This is a genomic window from uncultured Ferrovibrio sp. (assembly GCF_937960835.1).
Taxonomy (GTDB): domain Bacteria; phylum Pseudomonadota; class Alphaproteobacteria; order Ferrovibrionales; family Ferrovibrionaceae; genus Ferrovibrio.
Map to the genome: position 1 here is coordinate 65,467 of NZ_CALGPC010000013.1, position 19,445 is coordinate 84,911.

Annotated in this window: 20 protein-coding genes; 12 read left to right on the plus strand and 8 right to left on the minus strand. The window is 64.6% G+C overall.

Annotated features, from left to right (window positions below; all coding sequences use genetic code 11):
- Nucleotides 1–17 precede the first annotated feature (17 nt).
- Together leuB and Q0603_RS13045 are read left to right on the plus strand one after the other, a co-directional pair.
- The gene (gene leuB / locus Q0603_RS13040; protein WP_298726330.1) at nt 18–1,130 is read left to right on the plus strand and encodes a 3-isopropylmalate dehydrogenase; all 1,113 of its coding nucleotides are present in this window, start codon (nt 18–20) and stop codon (nt 1,128–1,130) included.
- A 149-nt stretch (nt 1,131–1,279) separates the two neighbouring features.
- Nucleotides 1,280–1,912, plus strand: a complete 633-nt coding sequence (locus Q0603_RS13045) for a glutathione S-transferase family protein (protein ID WP_298726331.1) — start codon at nt 1,280–1,282, stop codon at nt 1,910–1,912.
- Here Q0603_RS13045 and Q0603_RS13050 read toward each other — a convergent pair.
- Nucleotides 1,909–2,415 carry a 2'-5' RNA ligase family protein gene (locus tag Q0603_RS13050; RefSeq protein WP_298726333.1) on the minus strand — a complete coding sequence of 169 codons (507 nt, stop codon included), beginning with the start codon at nt 2,413–2,415 and terminating at the stop codon, nt 1,909–1,911. The genes Q0603_RS13045 and Q0603_RS13050 overlap by 4 nt on opposite strands.
- A 19-nt stretch (nt 2,416–2,434) precedes the next feature.
- Here Q0603_RS13050 and Q0603_RS13055 point away from each other — a divergent pair, with 19 nt between their 5' ends.
- The gene (locus Q0603_RS13055) at nt 2,435–3,070 is read left to right on the plus strand and encodes a LysE family translocator (protein WP_298726335.1); all 636 of its coding nucleotides are present in this window, start codon (nt 2,435–2,437) and stop codon (nt 3,068–3,070) included.
- On the opposite strand, the gene Q0603_RS13060 is transcribed toward Q0603_RS13055, so the two are convergent.
- From Q0603_RS13060 to Q0603_RS13075, 4 genes are all read right to left on the minus strand, one after another.
- Nucleotides 3,054–3,662, minus strand: a complete 609-nt coding sequence (locus Q0603_RS13060) for a 2-hydroxychromene-2-carboxylate isomerase (RefSeq protein WP_298726337.1) — start codon at nt 3,660–3,662, stop codon at nt 3,054–3,056. The genes Q0603_RS13055 and Q0603_RS13060 overlap by 17 nt on opposite strands.
- A 12-nt stretch (nt 3,663–3,674) precedes the next feature.
- The gene (locus Q0603_RS13065; protein WP_298726338.1) at nt 3,675–4,592 is read right to left on the minus strand and encodes a glutathione S-transferase family protein; all 918 of its coding nucleotides are present in this window, start codon (nt 4,590–4,592) and stop codon (nt 3,675–3,677) included.
- Nucleotides 4,593–4,655: 63 nt separating this feature from the next.
- The gene (locus tag Q0603_RS13070) at nt 4,656–5,216 is read right to left on the minus strand and encodes a TetR/AcrR family transcriptional regulator (protein WP_298726340.1); all 561 of its coding nucleotides are present in this window, start codon (nt 5,214–5,216) and stop codon (nt 4,656–4,658) included.
- A 49-nt stretch (nt 5,217–5,265) separates the two neighbouring features.
- Complete coding sequence (locus tag Q0603_RS13075) at nt 5,266–5,748, minus strand: nuclear transport factor 2 family protein (RefSeq protein ID WP_298726342.1); 483 nt, start codon at nt 5,746–5,748, stop codon at nt 5,266–5,268.
- A 376-nt stretch (nt 5,749–6,124) separates the two neighbouring features.
- Here Q0603_RS13075 and Q0603_RS13080 point away from each other — a divergent pair, with 376 nt between their 5' ends.
- On the plus strand, nt 6,125–7,150 hold the full coding sequence (locus tag Q0603_RS13080) for an aspartate-semialdehyde dehydrogenase (RefSeq protein ID WP_298726344.1): 1,026 nt from the start codon (nt 6,125–6,127) through the stop codon (nt 7,148–7,150).
- A 79-nt stretch (nt 7,151–7,229) separates the two neighbouring features.
- Here the strand turns inward: Q0603_RS13080 and pdxY are convergent, their stop codons facing one another.
- Nucleotides 7,230–8,084 carry a pyridoxal kinase gene (gene pdxY / locus Q0603_RS13085; RefSeq protein WP_298726346.1) on the minus strand — a complete coding sequence of 285 codons (855 nt, stop codon included), beginning with the start codon at nt 8,082–8,084 and terminating at the stop codon, nt 7,230–7,232.
- Nucleotides 8,085–8,221: 137 nt separating this feature from the next.
- Between pdxY and Q0603_RS13090 the strand changes: the two genes are divergently transcribed.
- The 8 genes from Q0603_RS13090 (at nt 8,222) to Q0603_RS13125 (ending at nt 16,582) form a co-directional block, all read left to right on the plus strand.
- Nucleotides 8,222–9,100 (plus strand): CoA ester lyase, encoded by an 879-nt coding sequence (locus Q0603_RS13090; RefSeq protein ID WP_298726350.1) that lies wholly within the window; start codon nt 8,222–8,224, stop codon nt 9,098–9,100.
- Between the two features lie 93 nt (nt 9,101–9,193).
- Nucleotides 9,194–10,252, plus strand: coding sequence for a MaoC family dehydratase (locus Q0603_RS13095; RefSeq protein ID WP_298726352.1), 1,059 nt, complete (start codon nt 9,194–9,196; stop codon nt 10,250–10,252).
- 90 nt (nt 10,253–10,342) lie between these two features.
- Nucleotides 10,343–11,590: a GGDEF domain-containing protein gene (locus tag Q0603_RS13100; RefSeq protein WP_298726354.1), complete on the plus strand. Its 1,248-nt coding sequence runs from the start codon at nt 10,343–10,345 to the stop codon at nt 11,588–11,590.
- 179 nt (nt 11,591–11,769) lie between these two features.
- A complete protein-coding gene (sdhC, locus tag Q0603_RS13105; RefSeq protein WP_298726356.1) occupies nt 11,770–12,156 on the plus strand; it encodes a succinate dehydrogenase, cytochrome b556 subunit in 387 nt (128 codons plus the stop codon).
- Between the two features lie 8 nt (nt 12,157–12,164).
- Nucleotides 12,165–12,563 (plus strand): succinate dehydrogenase, hydrophobic membrane anchor protein, encoded by a 399-nt coding sequence (gene sdhD, locus Q0603_RS13110; RefSeq protein WP_298726358.1) that lies wholly within the window; start codon nt 12,165–12,167, stop codon nt 12,561–12,563.
- Between the two features lie 3 nt (nt 12,564–12,566).
- Complete coding sequence (gene sdhA / locus Q0603_RS13115; protein ID WP_298726360.1) at nt 12,567–14,354, plus strand: succinate dehydrogenase flavoprotein subunit; 1,788 nt, start codon at nt 12,567–12,569, stop codon at nt 14,352–14,354.
- A gap of 27 nt (nt 14,355–14,381) precedes the next feature.
- Nucleotides 14,382–15,173 carry a succinate dehydrogenase iron-sulfur subunit gene (locus Q0603_RS13120; protein ID WP_298726362.1) on the plus strand — a complete coding sequence of 264 codons (792 nt, stop codon included), beginning with the start codon at nt 14,382–14,384 and terminating at the stop codon, nt 15,171–15,173.
- A 59-nt stretch (nt 15,174–15,232) separates the two neighbouring features.
- The gene (locus tag Q0603_RS13125) at nt 15,233–16,582 is read left to right on the plus strand and encodes a pentapeptide repeat-containing protein (RefSeq protein WP_298726364.1); all 1,350 of its coding nucleotides are present in this window, start codon (nt 15,233–15,235) and stop codon (nt 16,580–16,582) included.
- A gap of 53 nt (nt 16,583–16,635) precedes the next feature.
- On the opposite strand, the gene zapE is transcribed toward Q0603_RS13125, so the two are convergent.
- Nucleotides 16,636–17,766 (minus strand): cell division protein ZapE, encoded by a 1,131-nt coding sequence (gene zapE / locus Q0603_RS13130; RefSeq protein WP_298726366.1) that lies wholly within the window; start codon nt 17,764–17,766, stop codon nt 16,636–16,638.
- A gap of 68 nt (nt 17,767–17,834) precedes the next feature.
- Nucleotides 17,835–19,334: a CoA-acylating methylmalonate-semialdehyde dehydrogenase gene (locus Q0603_RS13135; protein WP_298726368.1), complete on the minus strand. Its 1,500-nt coding sequence runs from the start codon at nt 19,332–19,334 to the stop codon at nt 17,835–17,837.
- Between the last annotated feature and the right edge of the window lie 111 nt (nt 19,335–19,445).

Genomic DNA, 19,445 nt, shown 5'->3' on the forward strand with positions numbered 1-19,445 from the left:
GAGAAGGAAAGAACCAAATGGCTTCCAACCGCACGATGCTCATGCTGCCCGGTGACGGGATCGGTCCGGAGGTGATGGGCGAGGTGCGCCGCGTCATCGAATGGATGGACAAGCGCCGCCACGTCTCGTTCGACGTCAAGGAGGATCTGGTCGGCGGCGCCGCCTATGAGAAGCACGGCACTCCGCTGGCCGACAAGACCATGCAGGCGGCGCTGGATTGCGGCGTGGTGCTGCTCGGCGCCGTCGGTGGCCCGCAATGGGACAACCTGCCCTTCGACAAGAAGCCCGAGCGCGGCCTTCTGCGCCTGCGCAAGGAAATGGACCTGTTCGCCAACCTGCGCCCGGCGAAGTGCTTCGATGCGCTGGTCGACGCCAGCAGCCTGAAGCCGGAACTGGTCAAGGGCCTCGACATCATGATCGTGCGCGAGCTGACCGGCGGCGTCTATTTCGGCCAGCCGCGCGGCATCGAGACCCTGCCGAACGGCGAGCGCCGCGGCGTGAACACCCAGGTCTACACCACCAGCGAAATCCGCCGCGTCGCCGCTGTGGCGTTCGAACTGGCCAAGAAGCGCCGCAACAAGGTCACCTCGCTGGAAAAGGCCAACGTGATGGAATCCGGCGTGCTGTGGCGCGAAGAAGTCACCAAGCTGCATCAGGAGCAGTACAAGGACGTGCAGCTTGAGCACATGTATGCCGATAACGGCGCCATGCAGCTCGTGCGCAACCCGAAGCAGTTCGACGTGATGGTGACCGACAACCTGTTCGGCGACATCCTCTCAGACGAAGCGGCCATGCTGACCGGCTCGCTCGGCATGCTGCCGTCGGCTTCGATCGGCGCCGCCGATCCCACCACCGGCCGCCGCATGGCGCTGTTCGAGCCGGTGCATGGCTCAGCGCCCGACATTGCCGGCAAGGGCATCGCCAATCCGCTGGCGACGATCCAGAGCTTCTCGATGGCCCTGCGCTATGCCTATGACCTCGATGCCGATGCCGATCTGATCGACAAGGCGGCCGAGAATGTGCTGAAGGCCGGCGTGCGCACCGCCGATCTGGGCGGCGGCACCACCAAGGTCGGCACCAGGGGCATGGGCGATGCGCTCATCCACGAACTGGACAAGCTGGCGGCGTAGTTACGACACCATACGCGTCATGGCCGGGCCCGACCCGGCCATCTCCAGCAGGAATGAGCGAAAGGCCGCAGGGCACATCCTTGCGGCCTTTTCTTTTGCTTGCACCGCCGCGCCACATTGGCGAGTGTTGCTCCCACGGAGGAAATGCCATGCTGCTGATCGGCCGCAACCTGTCGCCCTATTCGCGCCGCGTCGCCATCGCCATGACGATGCTGAACGTGCCGCATGACCGCGAATATCTTTCAGTGACCGCCAATCCGGAACGCGGCCTTGAGGTCAATCCGGTGGGGCGCGTGCCGGTCCTGATCCTGGACGATGGCGAGCGGCTGACCGAATCGAGCGCCATTCTCGACTACCTGATGGAACTGGTCGGACCGGCGAAAAGCCTGATCCCGCCGCATGGCAAGCCGCGCCGGGACTGCCTGCAGCTCATGGCGGTTGCCTGCGGCACGCTGGATAAGGCCGTAGCCGCGATCTATGAGCAGCGCCGCCGTCCGCCCGAAAAAGTGCACGAGCCCTGGCGCCAGCATCTGCTGACGCAGGTCGCCGGCGGCCTGAAGGCTTTGGAAGGGCGCGCCGCTGAGCTGCCCGAAGGCAGCAATGACTGGCTGCTGGGCAAGCATATCAGCATGGCCGATATTACGCTCGGCGTGATGGTGAGCTTCCTCGGCGTCTATCTGCCCGATACCATTCCAGCCGGACGCTATCCGGCGCTGATGCGGCTGCGCGAGCGCTGCGAGGCCCTGCCTGCCTTCCAGGCGCATCCGCTGGAGCAGCCTTAACCCGAAAGCGGATATGCGGCGCATTTGCGGATCGCGCCACTTTCGATTGCAAGCAGCGTCAGCGAAGCGATGCGGCCATGGATCGGCGCGTCCAAGCCGCCAAGCTGCCGCTTTAGGGCCTTGGCGCTGAATATTGCGCCGAAGCGGGCCAGTGTCAGATGCGGGCGATAGGACGCATCATTGCCGCCCAGCATCCGGTACAGCGAGACCAGCGGCATGGCGCTTGCCTCATCGGCCAGCAGCACATTGAGATAGCGGTATTTCGGATGGTAGGCATCCTCCATCCGCTCCAGCCGGTCGAATGAGACCGCCAGCGGGGCTGCGGTGGCCGCAATCGAGGCAACATGGCCGGAAAACCAGTCGGGATCGGCGACGGCCTGCGGAAAGGCCAGCGTCACATGCGCGGGCACGCGGTCATATTGCGGATCATGCGCGCGGCGCAGCGCATCGATCCAGGCGGCCGCGCCGACATCGAATTCAGGTATCGCAATCACCGCCAGCATGGGATTAAGCTTACCCGCGATGGACCTGTCGCTCTACTTCGCTGCGGCGCTGGCCGGCGCCGCCTATACACTCACCCCCGGACCTGCTTTCCTCGCCCTCCTGGGCATCGGCGCCGGCCAGGGCCGCCGCGCCGGTTTCAGCTTCCTGGCCGGACATTTCGCCGGCGACATCCTCTGGGCGATTCTGGCGCTGACCGCCATCATCGGCTCAGCCAGCCTGGGCAGCTTCGTCTTCGACCTGCTGGGCATGGTCTGCGGCATTTATCTCTTCTGGCTCGGCTGGCGCGCGGTGACAGTAAAGCGGCGCGAGGATGGCGGACTGAACAACATCATCGCGCATCCCCTGCGGCGCGGTCTGGCTTTCGGGCTGACCAATCCGAAAAGCTATGCCGTGGCGGTGGCGATGTTCACCGCGCTGCTGGCGGCGCAATCGGCGCAACTGACCTGGGCCAGCCTGCCGCCGCTGCTGCTGGCGGCCTGCGGCGGCTTCGTCATTGCCGATGCGATCCTGATCTTCATCATCGGCGCAGCGCCGGTGCGCAAGCTTTATCGCCGCCACGAACTCTGGATCACGCGCATCTCCGGCATGATCTTCATCGGCTTCGCACTGCAGGCGCTGTGGCAGTCTGCGCCGGGCCTTATCCGGCGCGTCTGAGCGCCTCGCGCACCAGCGGCAGACGGTCGTTGCCGAAATACATGTCGGTCTCGTTCACGAAGATGGTGGGCGAGCCGAAGCCGCCGCGGGCGATCACCTCATCGGTATTTGCCTTCAGTTGCGCCTTGATCGCCGGATCGTTGACCGCCTGCGCCAGGCGCGCAGCATCGAGGCCGGCGCGGACGGCGGCCTCGGCCAGCACGTCGTCCTGGCTGATATCCCTGTCTTCACCCCAGTAAAGTTCGAACAAGGCTTTCGCCAGGGCGATCTGCCCGCCCTGCTCTTCCGCCCACAATAAAGCGCGCAGGCCTTTTACCGAATTGACCGGAAACACACTGGGCGGAAACTTAATCGTGATGCCGGCGAGCTCGGCCCAATCCTGCATGTCCTTCAGCGCGTAGGCCGCCTTGGCGGGCACGGGATTTTCGCGCTGCTGATAGACGCTGGGATTGATCGTGTTGAACACGCCGCCGACGAGGAAGGGCTTATAGATAACCTCAGCGCCCTCTTCCTTCGCCAGCGGCTGGATATTGGTGAAGGCGAGATAGGTCCAGGGCGAGGAGACGTCGTAGAAGAATTCGATCTTCTTCATCGCAGACCTCCCTCACACCTTGGCCGGCACCAGGAAGAAACCGGCGCGCGGGAAATGCACATGCACAATGCCGGTCTCAGGTGTTTCGCGGCGGATGGTGACGCTTTGCGCGTCCAGCGCGATCAGTTCGCCGATGGTGGGATCGCGGCCGCTGTCGTCCGGCGTGACGCTGACCATCGCGCCCGCCTGCAATCCCAGCGCGTTGGCGGCAACGCCGGATATCGCCGCAGGCTCGGCCGCCTTGGCGATCGCCAGCGCGTCCTTGGCCTCGATATTGCTGCGTGTGCCATGGCCGAAAGCCTTCATGCGGTCGGCCCAGGCATTCAGCGCGGTGTAATCGGCCAGCACCTCGGATTTCGCGCGGTCGCGCACGAACCAGACCCCGTGATAGACAGCGAGATCGGCCAGGCTGGGCGCATCGCCAAACAGGAAGCTGCGGCCATCCGAAAGCGCCTGCTCCACCCAGCCCAGATGGGCGCGCAGGGGCCCTGTCATCATGGCGGCCTGCTGCTTGAGCTTGGCGCGGTCGATGCTGCGGCCGGAGAATTTCGCACGATCCTCCAGGAAGGCATCCGGCATCTGCTCGCCCATGATGCCAAAGGCAATGGCAACGCAGGCGTTGAAAAGCTGGTGATCGGCCCAAAAGGCGACGCCTTCGGCCAGGCCCTTCGCCAGACCATGAAACAAGCTCGGCGTTGGATGACGGCGCTCGATCTCGCGCAGAATGATTTGTGTGTCGCAATAGATATCGGCACCGATCTGCATCACCGGCGTCTTGCGGTAGCCGCCGGTGAGCGGCAGCAGGTCCGGCTTCGGCATCATCGCCGGAACCGTCACCGAGTCCCAGGCAATGCCTTTGATCCCGAACGCAATCCGCACCTTCTCGGAAAACGGCGATGTGCCGTAGTGATGCAGGATGATCCCGGCCATCTTGTTTCCTCCGGTTTGTTTTTCGCCGATGGTCCGGCCGAGGATAGGCGTTATGCCGCAGCGTCAGGCAAGCGCCGTGTTCAGTCTCTGGCGCCATTGCGCAAGCTGGCGCTTGAACAGTCCCGGATCGCTGAGCGCGCGGCTGAGCACCAGCGCGCCCTGGATGCCGGCGACAACCTCTTCCGCAAGGGCATGGGCATCGTGCGCGCCGCCGCGCGCTAAAGCAGCGGCCAGGGCCTCGATCCAGGCGGTGAAATAGCCCTGCACTTTGGCCGCGAAACGGTCGCGCGTTGCATCCAGGGCGAAAGCGCCGACAAGGCAGATGCGGCGACCGGAGCGGAAATAGTCTTCCACTGCATCGAACATCGCGGCAATGGCGCTGCGCGGATTGCCGGCTTGGCGCAGCGGCGCGTAGATCCGTGCCTCGAACCAGGCATCGATATGGGCAAGCACCTCATCGCCCATCTGATCCTTGCCGCCGGGGAAGTGATTATAGAGGCTGCCCTTGCCAAGGCCGGTGGCCTCGGTGATCGCGCTCAGGGACGTGCCCGCGAAGCCGTATTCGCGGAAGACTTCCGCGATGCGGGCGATGGCGTCTTCGCGGCTGAGCAAGGCGGCGGGCACTCTTTACTCCTTCATAAAGCGTCGCTCTCGGACATGACGCATGTGGAACCTATAATCCCAGTTCCGTCAGCCCGGGATGATCGTCGGGACGCCGGCCCAGCGGCCAGTAAAATTTGCGGTCGGCCTCCGAAATCCGCACGTCGTTGATGCTGGCCTCGCGGCGGCGCATCAGGCCGCGCTCGTCAAATTCCCATTGCTCGTTGCCATGGCTGCGATACCAGTTGCCGCTGTCGTCATGCCATTCATAGGCAAAGCGCACGGCGATCCGGTTGCCGGTATAGGCCCAGACCTCCTTGATCAGCCGGTAATCCAGCTCGCGCTGCCATTTGCGCGTCAGGAACTCCTCGATCCGGGCCCGGCCGGAGAAGAATTCGGCCCGGTTGCGCCATTGGCTGTCTTCCGTATAGGCCAGCGCCACCCGCGCCGGATCGCGGCTGTTCCAGGCATCTTCCGCCATCCGGGCCTTCTGGGCGGCGGTTTCGGCGGTAAATGGCGGCAGCGGCGGCCGGTTGGCAGGGGATTGGACGGTCATGGCGGGCCCCAGGTTTGTACCGATTGGTACAATAGCGGAGCGACCCGGGAAGGCAAGCCCGAAGACCTGCCCGTCACCCCGGCCAGGCGCTTACGCCGCGCGAGCCGAAATCCCTTTTGAGCCTGCCGGAGGGAAATCCCGGCCTTGCGGCACACTACGGCACACTACGGCACACCACCGCCGCACCGTGCCCGGGATGACGGCGAAAAGCCCGGGCAGCAGGACAATCGCCACAATTCCCTGCTTGATTGGCGTCTTATCCGGTCCTAATGTCCGCCGGCCTGCCGGGTGATGACCTGCCGGGCACAGACATTGTCCTCATGTTTCGACCGTCCGCCGGGTGCCGACCTGCCGGACGAGAAAAGGAAGGTATCAGATGGCCTATAAGGTCGCCGTCGTCGGCGCCACCGGTGTGGTGGGCCGCGAAATGCTCAACATCCTCCACGAGCGCAATTTCCCCGTCTCGGAAGTGGTGCCGCTTGCCTCGCGCCGCAGCATCGGCAAGGACGCCCATTTCGGCGACAAGAAGATCAAGGTGAAGGCGCTCGACGATTACGATTTCAAGGGCGTCGACATCGCGCTGTTCTCGGCCGGCGGCGCCACGTCGAAGGAATGGGCGCCGAAGGTTGCCGGCGCCGGTGCGGTGGTGATCGACAATTCCAGCCAGTGGCGCATGGACCCCGACGTGCCGCTGATCGTGCCCGAGGTGAATGCCGATGCGCTGGCCGGCTATACTAAGAAGGGCATCATCGCCAATCCGAACTGCTCGACCGCGCAGCTCGTCGTCGCGCTGAAGCCGCTGCATGACCGCGCCAGGATCAAGCGCGTTGTGGTGTCGACCTACCAGTCCGTCTCGGGCGCCGGCAATGACGGCGTCGTTGAGCTGGAGCGCCAGACCAAGGCGATCTTCGTCAACGATCCGGTCGAGAAGCGGAAGTTCACCAAGCAGATCGCCTTCAACGTCATCCCGCATATCGACGTCTTCCTGGACGATGGCTATACCAAGGAAGAATGGAAGATGACGGCGGAGACGAAGAAGATCCTCGATCCGAAGATCAAGCTGACCGCCACCTGCGTGCGCGTACCGGTCTTCATCGGCCATTCGGAAGCGGTGAATATCGAATTCGAAGAGCCGCTGTCGGCTGAAGAGGCGCGCGAGATTCTTGCGCAAGCGCCGGGCGTGCAGGTTCTGGATCGCCGCGAAGACGGCGGCTATATCACGCCGCTGGAATGCGCCGGCGACTACAGCACCTTCGTGTCGCGCATCCGCGAAGACATCACGGTGGAAAACGGGCTCGCGATGTGGGTGGTCTCCGACAACCTGCGCAAGGGCGCAGCTCTCAATGCCGTGCAGATCGCCGAAGAACTGGCGGCGCGCCACCTGAAGAAGCAGGCGGCGTAACGGTCCCGCACGTCAACCCGCTTATCAGTCCGCTTTAACGACGGGCGCCGATCTTTCGGCGCCCGTTTCGTTTGCCTATTCAGCGCACGCGCTCGATATCGGGCAGATGGCTGGGCTGGTGCAGCTCATTCTGGGCCGTGACCAGCCGCATCTCGCCCGCCTTGTTCGCCACCGCATCGCGCAGCAGGCCATAGGTGCCTGCCATCGCGAAAAGCAGTGCCTTTTTCGGCGTGCGCCCTTTGACCAGACGCGCGAGAAACAGCGAAGCAAAAATGTCGCCAGCACCTTTGGGCAGCTCCTGTCCCAGATCGGGCACGCCGCAGATCCAGGCGCCTTCGTCGTTGACCAGCAGCGCCTCCACCATGCCCGCGCCGCCATCGCGGCGCTTCAGCGTGGTGGCGATGACGGTCTTCGGTCCCTGGGCGCGCAGCTTGTCGCAGGCCGCAAGCGCAGAAGGCAGGTCTTCCACCTTGTCGCCCAGCAGGTATTCCAGCTCGAAGCCGTTCGGCGTGACGATGTCGGCTTTCGGGATCAGCTGCTCGCGGATGAAGGGCGGCAGGGCCTTGTCGACATAAAGGCCGCAATCGCTGTCGCCCATCACCGGATCGCAGAGAAAAACCGCATCCGGATTGGCAGCCCTGGCGGCCAAGGCCGCACGCGCCGCAGCCTCGGCCGTGCGCGGATTGCCCAGCCAGCCGAGCAGGATCGCGTCAATCTGCTGCCATTCCGGCCGCGTCTGCAGCGCCATCATCCAGCTATCCATCTCCGATGGCTCGGTGGCGCGCATGGCCGGCGGGCCGTAGGAGGGATTGAAGGCCAGCACGGCGGTTGGCACGGCCCAGGTTTCGACTCCCTGCCGCTGCAAGGCAAAAGCGCCGGCCGAATTGCCGACATGGCCGTAAATCACCTGGCTTTGGATGGCGAGCACACGCATGGCATCGTCCTGTTGGCGGTCTTTCCCGGCCGCATCGCGTACGACCAAATCATGACCTGGGGGAAACTTGCCACGCCCCTGCCCCTGTTTATAGTGGCGCCAACGATAAATATTGCATCGCAGCATTCGGAGGATCCATGGCCGCCCCTGTTCGCCCCCGCCGCAGCGTTCTTTACATGCCGGGCTCGAATGCCCGCGCGCTGGAGAAGGCCAAGACGCTGGCCGCCGATGCGCTGATCCTCGATCTGGAAGATGCCGTGGCGCCCGACGTGAAGGCGGCTGCGCGCGAGCAGGTCTGCAAGGCGGTGACCGAGGGCGGCTATGGCGGCCGCGAACTGATCATCCGCACGAACGGCCTGGATACGCCCTGGGGCAAGGACGACATCATCGCCGCCGCCAAGGCCGGACCGGATGCGGTGCTGCTGCCGAAGGTGGAAAGCGCCGCCCAGGTGCAGGCAGCCGAAGCCCTGCTGAAAGCCAATGGCGCGCCGGAGAAGACCGCCATCTGGTGCATGATGGAAACCCCCAAGGGCATCCTGCATGCGGAAGAGATCGCCTCTGCCTCGCCGCGGCTCGGCGCGCTGGTGATGGGCACCTCCGATCTGGTGAAGGATCTGAATGCGCATCACACGCCGCTGCGCCTGCCGGTGATCACCGCGCTGGGCCTGTGTCTGTTGGCTGCGCGCGCCTATGGGCTGGCGATCCTGGATGGCGTCTATCTCGATCTGGAAGACGATGCGGGCTTCGAGGCCTCGTGCAGGCAGGGCCTGGAGCTTGGGTTTGACGGCAAGACGCTGATCCATCCCAAGACCATCGACACCGCCAACCGCGTCTTCGCGCCGAGCGCGGAGGATGTCGCGCGCGCGCATAAGATCATCGCCGCCTTCGAGGAAGCCTCCAAGCAGGGCAAGGCCGTGGTGCTGGTGGACGGCAAGCTGGTCGAGAACCTGCATGTCGAGCAGGCCAAGCGGCTGGCGGCTTTGGCCGCGGCGATCGAGAAATTGCAGACGGCGTAACGCCCCCGCCCTCCCGCCGCTTCGCCGCAGCCCCCTTGCTTTCCCGCTTGCGGAAGAGGGGCCGGGGATGAGGGTGTAACCAAGGATCGAACGATGAGCGACAAAACCAATCCCGGCAATTTCTTCGAGGATTTCCGGCTCGAGCAGGAACTTCGCCATGCCACGCCGCGCACGATCACGCAGGGCGACGTGGCGCTGTACACCGCGCTCTACGGTCCGCGCTTTGCCGTGCAGTCGGCCGACAGCTTTGCAAAGGCGATCGGCCTGAAGGCTGCGCCGGTCGATGATCTGCTGGCCTTCCATGTCGTGTTCGGCAAGACCGTGCCGGATGTCTCGCTCAATGCGGTGGCCAATCTGGGCTATGCCGAATGCCGCTTCCTCGCGCCGGTCTTTCCCGGCGACACCATCAACACGGTGTCGCGCGTCATCGGCCTGAAGGAGAATTCGAACAAGAAGACCGGCGTGGTCTATGTGCGCAGCCAGGGCTATCGCAATGGCAGCGACCTGGTGCTGGATTACGTGCGCTGGGTCATGGTGCGCAAGCGCGACGAGAGCGCTGCCATCGCCGAAGAACGTGTGCCGCAGCTGAAAGATCGCGTCGCGCCGGAGGAACTGGCCGTGCCCGCCGGGCTCGATTTCAGCCGCTACGACTGGGCCCTGGCCGGCAGCCCGCATGGCTGGGAGGATTATCAGCCCGGCGAGAAGATCGACCATGTCGATGGCATGACCATCGAAGAAGCCGAGCATATGCTGGCCACGCGGCTGTATCAGAATACCGCGAAGGTGCATTTCGATCAGCACCGCCAGGGACAGGAGAAGCTCGGCCGCCGGCTGATCTATGGCGGCCATGTGATCAGCCTGGCCCGCGCGCTCAGCTTCAATGGCCTGGCCAATGCCGCCTTCATCGCCGCGATCAATGGCGGACGCCACGTCAACCCGACGCTGGCCGGCCATACGATTTACGCATGGTCGGAGGTGCTGGAGAAGGCCGAGATCGCCGGCCGCAAGGATGTCGGCGCCTTACGTATCCGCACGATTGCAGCAAAGGATCAGCCTGCCACCCAGCATCCCGACAAGGATGCCTCCGGCAAATATCCGGATACCGTCGTTCTTGATCTCGATTACTGGGTGTTCATGCCGCGGCGCGGATGATCCGCATCGCCTCATAATCGAAAAATAACCCTACTGTCGCCCGGCGCGGCTGCATAGTTTATTGTTCGTCGACTTTGCGGACGGGCGACAATGACCTTCGACATGGGCACCGCGGTGTTCTTCATTGGCCTGCAGGCCGTGCTCGCCGCACTTGCCCTCGGGGCCGCCTGGCGCATCCATCACCATGAGCGCGCCGCCACCTACTGGGCGCTGGGCTACAGCGTCATGGCGCTGGGCATCGTTTCCTTCCTGCTGCGCAGCAGCTGGCCCGGACCTGTCATCGTCATCCTCGGCAACAGCATGGTGGTGGCTGGGCATTTCCTGCTCAACATCGCTTTCGCCACCTTCGTCCGCCGCCCGCCGCCCTGGCATATCTTCCTGGCGGCGAGCCTGATCGCCCTGGCCGGCACTGCCTATTGGACGCTGGTCGATCCCGATGCGCGGGCACGGCTGGTGCTGGTCAGCGGCGGCATCGTCCTGTCCTGCGCGCTCATCATGCGCGATCTTCTGACCGGCCGCGCGCCACTGCGCACCATCCAGCAGGGCCGCCAGATCGCCCGGCTGACGCTGGCAGGGGCCTATGGCCTGCATCTGTGCATCAACCTTGCCCATATCGCGCTGCTGTTCGGCGGCCCCGAGCTGCCGGCTTTCCTGACCGGCGGCGAATTGCGCAAGACCTGGATTGTCTGGGACACCGCCGTGCTGTTCCTGTTCCCGGTGGGCATCGTGCTGCTGACCAGCGAAAGGCTGCTGGACCAGCTGGACCGGCTGGCCAGCCATGACGAGTTGACCGGTCTGCTCAACCGCCGCGCCTTCAACCAGCGGCTGGCTGAGGAGCATTCGCGCGCCCGCCGCGCCCGCCAGCCGATCGCCGTGCTGATGCTCGATATCGACCACTTCAAGGCGCTCAACGACAATTACGGCCATGGCGCAGGCGATGCGATGCTGCAGGCCGTGACCGGCACCATCGGTGGCCTGCTGCGGCGCGAGGACATTTTCGCCCGGCTAGGCGGCGATGAATTCTGCATCCTGCTGCCCGGCACCAGCGGCGCCGGCGCCATGCGGGTGGCCGAGCGCGTCCGCACGGCCATGGCGGCCCTCAGGGTGCCCTATGGGAAGGTGGAGCTGCAGCAGACCCTTAGCATCGGCGTCGCCATCATCGGCATGGCGGAATCCGATCCGGCGGTTGCCCTGCAGGCCGCCGATGCCGCGCTGTACCGTGCCAAGGACCGCGGCCGCAACGCCACCGTGATGGCCGAATGCCTGGTACCGCCCCAGGCGGTGCCGCCCCTGACCGCACCGGCAGCGCAGCCGATGAGCGCGCCGCCCGTAGCCTGACGCCGGAATGATCGCGGGCGGATGGCAATTTGCCTTGCGGACGGGGCGCTTAGATCGTTAAAAACAAGATGTCCAATCGTTGACTGGGCAGGCCTGCGGACTAGTATCGGCCCGTTTTTCGGGTGCCGTGCGCTGCGGCGCCCCCATACCCTTTCGAAGGCCCCACTCGAAGGCGAAACATGGCGAACGTCGAACGACCGCTCTCCCCGCATATTCAAGTCTGGCGCCCGACCGTCACCATGGTGACGTCGATCACGCACCGCATCACCGGCGGCGCGCTGGGCGTCGGCACCCTGCTGCTGACCTGGTGGCTGGCTGCCGCCGCTGCCGGCCCGGAGCATTACGCCACCGTGCAGGCCGTGCTCGGTTCCTGGTTCGGCCGCCTGGTCCTGTTCGGCTTCACCTGGGCGCTGTTCTACCACCTCTGCAACGGCATCCGGCACCTTTTCTGGGATGCCGGCTATGGCTTCGAGGTCAAAACCGCCGCCAAATCGGCCTGGGCGGTCATCATCATCTCGGTCGTGCTGACGCTGCTGGCCTGGATCCTGGCCTACGCGGTGAACTGAAGGAGCGCATGATGAGCAAGACTGTGAAAAGCATGCGCACCCCGCTTGGCCGCGTCCGCGGCCTGGGCTCGGCCAAGGAAGGCGTGCAGCACTGGTGGCTTCAGCGCGTTACCGCCGTGGCGCTGGTGCCGCTGATGCTGCTGCTGGCCTGCGCGATCATCAAGCTGGCCGGCAGCGACCATACAGCCCTCGCCGAGACCTTCCAGAACCCGTTCTTCGCGATCATCGTGCTGCTCGCCGTGCTGGCGGCCTTCTGGCACCTGAAGCTGGGCGCGCAGGTGATCATCGAGGACTACATCCATAGCGAGGGCGCCAAGGTGGCCACCCTGCTGGCCGTCACTTTCGCCATCTACCTGGTCGGCGGCATTGCCGCGATCTCGGTGCTCAAGCTGTTTTTCGGAGCGTGATCCATGCCCGCTAGCTATCAGGTCAACGATCATTTCTACGACGTCGTCGTTGTCGGCGCCGGCGGCGCCGGCCTGCGCGCCACCATGGGCATGGCCGCTGCCGGCCTGAAAACTGCCTGTATTTCCAAGGTCTTCCCCACCCGCAGCCATACCGTTGCCGCCCAGGGCGGCATCTCGGCCGCGCTCGGCAACATGGGCGAGGACGACTGGCGCTGGCACATGTACGACACCGTCAAGGGCTCCGACTGGCTCGGCGACCAGGACGCGATCGAATATATGTGCCGCGAGGCGGTGCCTGCCGTCATCGAGCTGGAGCATTTCGGCGTGCCGTTCAGCCGCACTCCGGAAGGCAAGATCTATCAGCGCGCCTTCGGCGGCATGACCAAAAATTACGGCGAGAGCCCGGCCCAGCGCACCTGCGCCGCCGCTGATCGCACCGGCCATGCGATGCTGCATACGCTGTATCAGCAGTCGCTGAAATACGACACCGAGTTCTTCATCGAGTATTTTGCCCTCGACCTGATCATGGATGACGAGGGTGTCTGCCGCGGCGTCATGGCCTGGAACCTGGCCGATGGCAGCATTCACCGCTTCCGCGCCCATATGGTGGTGCTGGCCACCGGCGGCTACGGCCGCGCCTACTTCTCCTGCACCTCGGCGCATACCTGCACGGGTGACGGCGGCGGCATGGTGCTGCGCGCCGGCCTGGCGCTGCAGGACATGGAATTCGTGCAGTTCCACCCGACCGGCATCTACGGTGCCGGCTGCCTGATCACCGAGGGCGCCCGCGGCGAAGGCGGCTATCTGGTGAACTCCGAAGGCGAGCGCTTCATGGAGCGCTACGCGCCGTCGGCCAAGGATCTGGCCTCGCGCGACGTCGTCAGCCGCGCCATGACCATGGAGATCCGCGAAGGCCGCGGCGTGGGCAAGAACAAGGACCACATCTACCTGCACCTGGATCACCTGGATCCGAAGATCCTGCATGAGCGCCTGCCGGGCATCTCGGAGAGCGCCAAGATCTTCGCCGGCGTGGATGTGACCAAGCAGCCGATCCCGGTGCTGCCGACCGTGCACTACAACATGGGCGGCATCCCGACGAACTATCACGGCGAAGTCGTCACCCTGAAGGACGGCAACCCGGATCATGTGGTGCCCGGCCTGATGGCGGTGGGTGAAGCGGCCTGCGTGTCGGTGCATGGCGCCAACCGCCTGGGTTCGAACTCGCTGATCGACCTCGTGGTGTTCGGCCGCGCCGCCGCGATCCGCGCCGCGCAGATCGTCGAGAAGGGTGCCAAGCACAAGGACATGCCGAAGGCCGGCGAAGAGGCCATCGCGCGCCTGGACCGCTTCCGCCATGCCAATGGCAGCGAGCCGACCGCCCGGATCCGCGAGAAGATGCAGCGCACGATGCAGAACAACTGCGCCGTCTACCGCACCGGCGAGGTGCTGAAGGAAGGCGTGCAGCTGATCGACGAAGTCTACAAGATGATGCCGGATATCCGCGTCACCGACCGTACGCTGGTCTGGAACTCGGACCTGGTCGAGACGCTGGAGCTCGACAATCTGATCCGTCAGGCCGTCGTCACCATGCATGGCGCGGAAAACCGCAAGGAAAGCCGCGGCGCCCATGCCCGCGAGGATTATGCCGAGCGCGACGACGTGAACTGGATGAAGCACACCCTGTCCTGGCTCGAGCCCAACGGCAAGGTGGTCATCGACTATCGTCCGGTGCATACCTACACCCTGACGAACGAAGTCTCGTATATCGAGCCCAAGAAGCGCGTCTATTAAGAGCCAGAGCCCCAAAGGACTGCCACGATGGTTGCCTTTTCGCTGCCGAAGAACTCCCAGATCACCGAGGGCAAGACCTACGCCCTGCCGCCAGCCAAGCCGGGTGAGCAGCGCAAGGTGAAGCGGTTCCGCGTCTATCGCTGGAACCAGGAGGATGGCCAGAACCCGCGCATCGACACTTACGAAGTCGATATGAACGATTGCGGCCCGATGGTTCTGGACGCGCTGATCAAGATCAAGAACGAGATCGATCCGACCCTGACCTTCCGCCGCTCCTGCCGAGAGGGCATCTGCGGTTCCTGCGCGATGAACATCGATGGCGGCAACACGCTGGCCTGCACCAAGGCCTGCGATGACATCGAAGGCGACGTGAAGATCTATCCGCTGCCGCATATGGCGGTGGTGCGCGATCTGGTGCCGGATCTGACCAACTTCTACGCCCAGTACGCCTCCATCGAGCCCTGGATGAAGACCCAGAGCCCAGCGCCGACGCGCGAGCGCAAGCAGTCGCCGGAAGAGCGCGCCAAGCTGGATGGCCTTTATGAGTGCATCCTGTGCGCATGCTGCTCGACCTCTTGCCCCAGCTATTGGTGGAACAGCGACCGTTATCTCGGTCCGGCGATTCTGCTGCAGGCCTATCGCTGGATCGCCGACAGCCGCGATGAGATGACCGGCGAGCGGCTCGACAATCTGGAAGATCCCTTCCGGCTGTATCGATGCCACACCATCATGAATTGCGCGCAGACCTGCCCGAAGGGCCTCAATCCCGCCAAGGCGATCGCCGAAATCAAAAAGCTGATGGTGGAACGGCGCGGCTGACCCCGGTAGAGTAGTGCGGCTGAATCGTTCGTTGTTTCATCTGTAAGGCCGCACATCGTATGGGCGACTTTTCACGCGGGGCCCCCACGCATCTGACCAAGGTAGGCGCGGAAAAGCTGCGCGATATCTTGCGTGAACATGAAGCCCATCTTGCCGGCAAGACCGACGCCCGTCCGGCCGCGCTAGCCTTCACCGATCTGTCCGACGCCGATCTGACCGGCGCCAATCTGACGCTGGCCGATCTGACCGGGGCGCGGCTGCACCGCGCCCGGCTGGACGGATCGCGGCTGTCGATGTCGAAATGCGGCGGTGCGGATTTCCGCAATGCCACCCTGGATGGCGCTGATCTGCGCTGGGCCGATCTGCGGGGCGCCTGCCTGCGCGCCGCCGGCCTGAACGATGCCAACATGGCCGAATCGAATGGCGCCGAGGCGCTTACCCCGGTCTACGACGCGGAAGGCCGCATGTCCGATGGCGGGCCGACCAAGCGGGCGATCGATCTGTCCGGCGCCTCGGTGCAACGCGCTGATCTGTCCGGCGCCCAACTGCCGCTGGCCTTCGCCCTGCATGCCGATTTCGCCGATGCCAATCTGGGCGACAGCAACCTCGCCGGTGCCGATCTGCGCAAGGCGCAGATGATGTCGGCGCGGCTGGAAGGCGCTGATTTGCAGAACACCGACCTGTCTGGTGCGACGCTGACCGGTGCCAGCCTGACTGGCGCGCAGATCAGCGGCGCCAATTTCACCGGCACCGATCTGCGCGGCGCCATCATCGATGCCAGCCTGCGCAGCAGGCCGGAACTGGCCGCAGCAATCTTTGCGGCTGCGTCGCGCCATGCGCCGGAGGATCTGGGCGAGGTGCTGCGCCAGCATGAACTGTGGGTGCGCTCCGAGGGCCGCCAGGGCCAGCGCGCGGATCTGAGCGATTTCGACTTTTCCGGCCGCGATCTGCGCGGCGTCAACCTGATGGGCGCGCTGCTGGAACGCGCCTGCTTCAGTCAGGCTCTGCTGGGCCAGGCCAATCTGGCGCTGGCGCGCATGAATTTCGCCGATCTGCGCAATGCCGAACTGGTGAAGTCGAACCTGCGCGGCGCCAGCCTGACGCGCGCCATGATGGACGGCGCCAATCTCAGCTATGCCAATCTGGCGGCAATCAAGGACGATGCGCCCAATATCCGCGCCGCGCGCACCAATCTTGGCGCGGCCAAGCTGAAGAAAGCGGTGCTGGTGGGCGCGAATCTGAGCGGCGCGAGCCTGGTGGCCGCCGATCTGCGCGAGGCGGATTTGCGCGAAGCCAATCTGACCGGCGCTGATCTGACCGATGGCCGCTTCGACGGCGCCAATCTGCTCGGCGCCCAGATGACCAATGCGCGTCTCGATCGCGCGCGGGACCTGCTGCTGCCGAACTGACGCACAGCGTTATCCCCGGACTTCATCCCAAAATCTTCGCCCGACCTGAGCATCTACGGGCTGTGCTCCAGCGCGCGGTAATCCTCGCTTTGCATCTCGTTAAGCCTTGAGACGCAGCGCTGGAATTCGAAAGCGCCGTCCCCGGTGGGATAAAGCGTTTCCGGCGGCGCCTCGGCGCTGGCCAGCAGTTTCACCTTCGCCTCATACAGCGTGTCGATCAAGGTCACGAAGCGCTTGGCTTCGTTGCGCTTGGCCGGGCTCAGCGTCGGGATGCCGTCGATCATGACGGTGTGGAAATGCCGCGCGATGGCAAGATAATCCGCCGGCCCCAGGGCCGCCTCGCAGAGATCGGCAAAAGCAAAGCGCGCCACCCCGCGCGCCTGCCGCGGAATTGCCAGCTTGCGGCCAAGCACTTCGAGCGAACCCGGCTCGCCCCTGGCATCATCGGTGAGCAGGTTCCAGGCGCGGTCGAGCGCCGCGTCGGATGCCGGCCCAAGCGGGCTGAACCAGACCTTCTCCCGGCTCAAGCGCTGCAGGCGGTAGTCGCGCTGAGCCGCGAGATGCAGCACATCGAGCTTTTCCTTGAACAGCGCGATGAAGGGCAGGAAGAGCTGCCGGTTCAGGCCGCCCTGGTAAAGATCGTCCGGCGCGCGGTTGGACGTCGCCACAACCACGACGCCGCGGTCGAACAGCTTCTCGAACAGCCGGCCCAGAATCATCGCATCGGCCACGTCACTGACCTGGAACTCGTCGAAGCAGAGCAGCCAGGCCTGTCGGGCAATCTTCTTGGCGGTTGGCTTGATCGGATCGTCGCCGCCTTTCTTCTTTTCAGGATTGTCGCTGGGCAGCTGGCGGTAGCGGAAGATTTCGGCATGCACGTCCTGCATGAAGGCATGGAAATGCACCCGGCGCTTCTGCTCGACGGGTGCCGCCTCGAAGAACAGATCCATCAGCATGGATTTGCCGCGGCCGACCTCGCCGTAGATGTAGAGGCCCTGCGGCGCCGGCTCGCGCTTGCGGCCAAAGCTCAGGCGCTGCAGCCAGCCTTCATCGCCGCCGCCCGGCTTGTAATGCTGCAGACGCCGGCTCAGCAGTTCGAGCTTTTCGGCTGCCAGCGCCTGGGCCGGATCGTTGGCCAGGATGCCGGAAGCGACTTTCGCGCGGTAGGTATCGAGAAGGCTCATCGCGGATTCTGGAAACGGAACGGGCGGCAGGTTACCCCGCCGCCCGCATGGATCATAGCGTCTGACGCTTACTTCATCGTCGGGATGTTGAACTCAGCGCCCGCGCGGATGCCGGTCGGCCAGCGCGCGGTCACCGTCTTGATCTTGGTGAAGAAGCGCACACCTTCCGGACCATGCTGGTTGGTGTCACCGAAAGCCGACTTCTTCCAGCCGCCGAAGGTGTGGAAAGCCAGCGGCACCGGAATCGGCACGTTGATGCCGACCATGCCGACCTGCACTTTGGCGGCGAAATCGCGGGCGGCATCGCCGTCGCGGGTGAAGATCGCCACGCCGTTGCCGAATTCATGCTCGGTGGGCAGGCGGGCGGCTTCCTCGAAGCTTTCGGTCCGCACCACCGAAAGCACCGGGCCGAAGATCTCTTCCTTGTAGATCCTCATCGACGGCGTCACGTTGTCGAACAGGCAGCCGCCCATGAAATAGCCATTCTCGTAGCCCTGCAGCTTCAGCGACCGGCCGTCGACCACCAGCTTGGCGCCTTCGCTCACGCCGATATCGACGTAGTTCTTCACCTTGGCGAGATGCTCCCTGGTCACCAGCGGGCCCATCTCGCTGTCCTTGTCGGTGCTGGGCCCGACCTTCAGCGCACGCACGCGCGGCGCCAGCGCTTCAACCAGCTTGTCCGCTGTGGCCTTGCCGACCGGCACGGCGACCGAAACGGCCATGCAGCGCTCGCCCGCCGAGCCATAGCCCGCGCCGATCAGCGCATCCACCGCCTGATCCATGTCGGCGTCCGGCATGACGATCATGTGGTTCTTGGCGCCGCCCATTGCCTGGACGCGCTTTCCATGCGCCGCCGCCGTGGCATAGACGTACTGCGCAATCGGGGTGGAACCGACGAAGCTGACCGCCTGCACGCGCGGATCGGTAAGCAGCGTGTCGACGGCTTCCTTGTCGCCGATCACGCAGTTAAGCACGCCGGCCGGCGCGCCAGCCTCCATCATCAGCTCAGCCAGGCGCAGCGGGCAGCTCGGGTCCTTCTCGGAGGGCTTGAGCACGAAGGTGTTGCCGCAGGCAATCGCAATGGCGAACATCCACATCGGCACCATGGCCGGGAAGTTGAAGGGCGTGATGCCGGCGACGACACCAAGCGGCTGGCGCATCGAATAGACGTCAATGCCGCGCGCCACGCTGTCGGAATACTCGCCCTTCAGCAGATGCGGAATGCCGCAGGCGAACTCGACCACTTCCAGGCCGCGCTGCAGGGAGCCCTTGGCATCGGAGAGCACCTTGCCGTGCTCGTTGGAGATCAGGAGCGCGAGTTCATCGGCGTGCTTCTCGCAAAGCTCCTTGAACTTGAACATGACGCGGGCGCGCACCAGCGGCGAGGTAGCGCTCCATTCGGCAAAGGCGCGCTGGCTGTCGGCGATGACGGCTTCGACTTCCGCCTTGGAGGCAAGCGGCGCCTTGGCGCTGACTTCGCCCGTGGTCGGGTTGTAGACGTCGAGGAAACGGCCGGATTGACCGGGAACCTTCTTGCCGCCGATGAAATGGTGCAACTCTTTCGCCATGTCGTCTCACTCCCTGATGCCGCTTGACGGCCGCCCTTTTACGATAAGGCCCTGACTTTACCGGGCGACCGGGGGATGACAAGGGGCGGCAGCCGGTATTCCGCCGCGGTT

Excerpts from the sequence above, each read along its gene's own strand:
- sdhD (WP_298726358.1), top strand. The coding sequence starts at position 12,165 with ATGATGAGCAAGACTGTGAAAAGCATGCGCACCCCGCTTGGCCGCGTC.
- Q0603_RS13120 (WP_298726362.1), top strand. The coding sequence starts at position 14,382 with ATGGTTGCCTTTTCGCTGCCGAAGAACTCCCAGATCACCGAGGGCAAG.
- Q0603_RS13090 (WP_298726350.1), top strand. The coding sequence starts at position 8,222 with ATGGCCGCCCCTGTTCGCCCCCGCCGCAGCGTTCTTTACATGCCGGGC.
- Q0603_RS13075 (WP_298726342.1), bottom strand. The coding sequence starts at position 5,748 with ATGACCGTCCAATCCCCTGCCAACCGGCCGCCGCTGCCGCCATTTACC.
- Q0603_RS13135 (WP_298726368.1), bottom strand. The coding sequence starts at position 19,334 with ATGGCGAAAGAGTTGCACCATTTCATCGGCGGCAAGAAGGTTCCCGGT.
- Q0603_RS13060 (WP_298726337.1), bottom strand. The coding sequence starts at position 3,662 with ATGAAGAAGATCGAATTCTTCTACGACGTCTCCTCGCCCTGGACCTAT.
- Q0603_RS13125 (WP_298726364.1), top strand. The coding sequence starts at position 15,233 with ATGGGCGACTTTTCACGCGGGGCCCCCACGCATCTGACCAAGGTAGGC.
- sdhC (WP_298726356.1), top strand. The coding sequence starts at position 11,770 with ATGGCGAACGTCGAACGACCGCTCTCCCCGCATATTCAAGTCTGGCGC.
- Q0603_RS13095 (WP_298726352.1), top strand. The coding sequence starts at position 9,194 with ATGAGCGACAAAACCAATCCCGGCAATTTCTTCGAGGATTTCCGGCTC.
- pdxY (WP_298726346.1), bottom strand. The coding sequence starts at position 8,084 with ATGCGTGTGCTCGCCATCCAAAGCCAGGTGATTTACGGCCATGTCGGC.
- leuB (WP_298726330.1), top strand. The coding sequence starts at position 18 with ATGGCTTCCAACCGCACGATGCTCATGCTGCCCGGTGACGGGATCGGT.
- Q0603_RS13065 (WP_298726338.1), bottom strand. The coding sequence starts at position 4,592 with ATGGCCGGGATCATCCTGCATCACTACGGCACATCGCCGTTTTCCGAG.
- Q0603_RS13080 (WP_298726344.1), top strand. The coding sequence starts at position 6,125 with ATGGCCTATAAGGTCGCCGTCGTCGGCGCCACCGGTGTGGTGGGCCGC.
- sdhA (WP_298726360.1), top strand. The coding sequence starts at position 12,567 with ATGCCCGCTAGCTATCAGGTCAACGATCATTTCTACGACGTCGTCGTT.
- Q0603_RS13100 (WP_298726354.1), top strand. The coding sequence starts at position 10,343 with ATGACCTTCGACATGGGCACCGCGGTGTTCTTCATTGGCCTGCAGGCC.
- Q0603_RS13045 (WP_298726331.1), top strand. The coding sequence starts at position 1,280 with ATGCTGCTGATCGGCCGCAACCTGTCGCCCTATTCGCGCCGCGTCGCC.
- Q0603_RS13055 (WP_298726335.1), top strand. The coding sequence starts at position 2,435 with ATGGACCTGTCGCTCTACTTCGCTGCGGCGCTGGCCGGCGCCGCCTAT.
- zapE (WP_298726366.1), bottom strand. The coding sequence starts at position 17,766 with ATGAGCCTTCTCGATACCTACCGCGCGAAAGTCGCTTCCGGCATCCTG.
- Q0603_RS13050 (WP_298726333.1), bottom strand. The coding sequence starts at position 2,415 with ATGCTGGCGGTGATTGCGATACCTGAATTCGATGTCGGCGCGGCCGCC.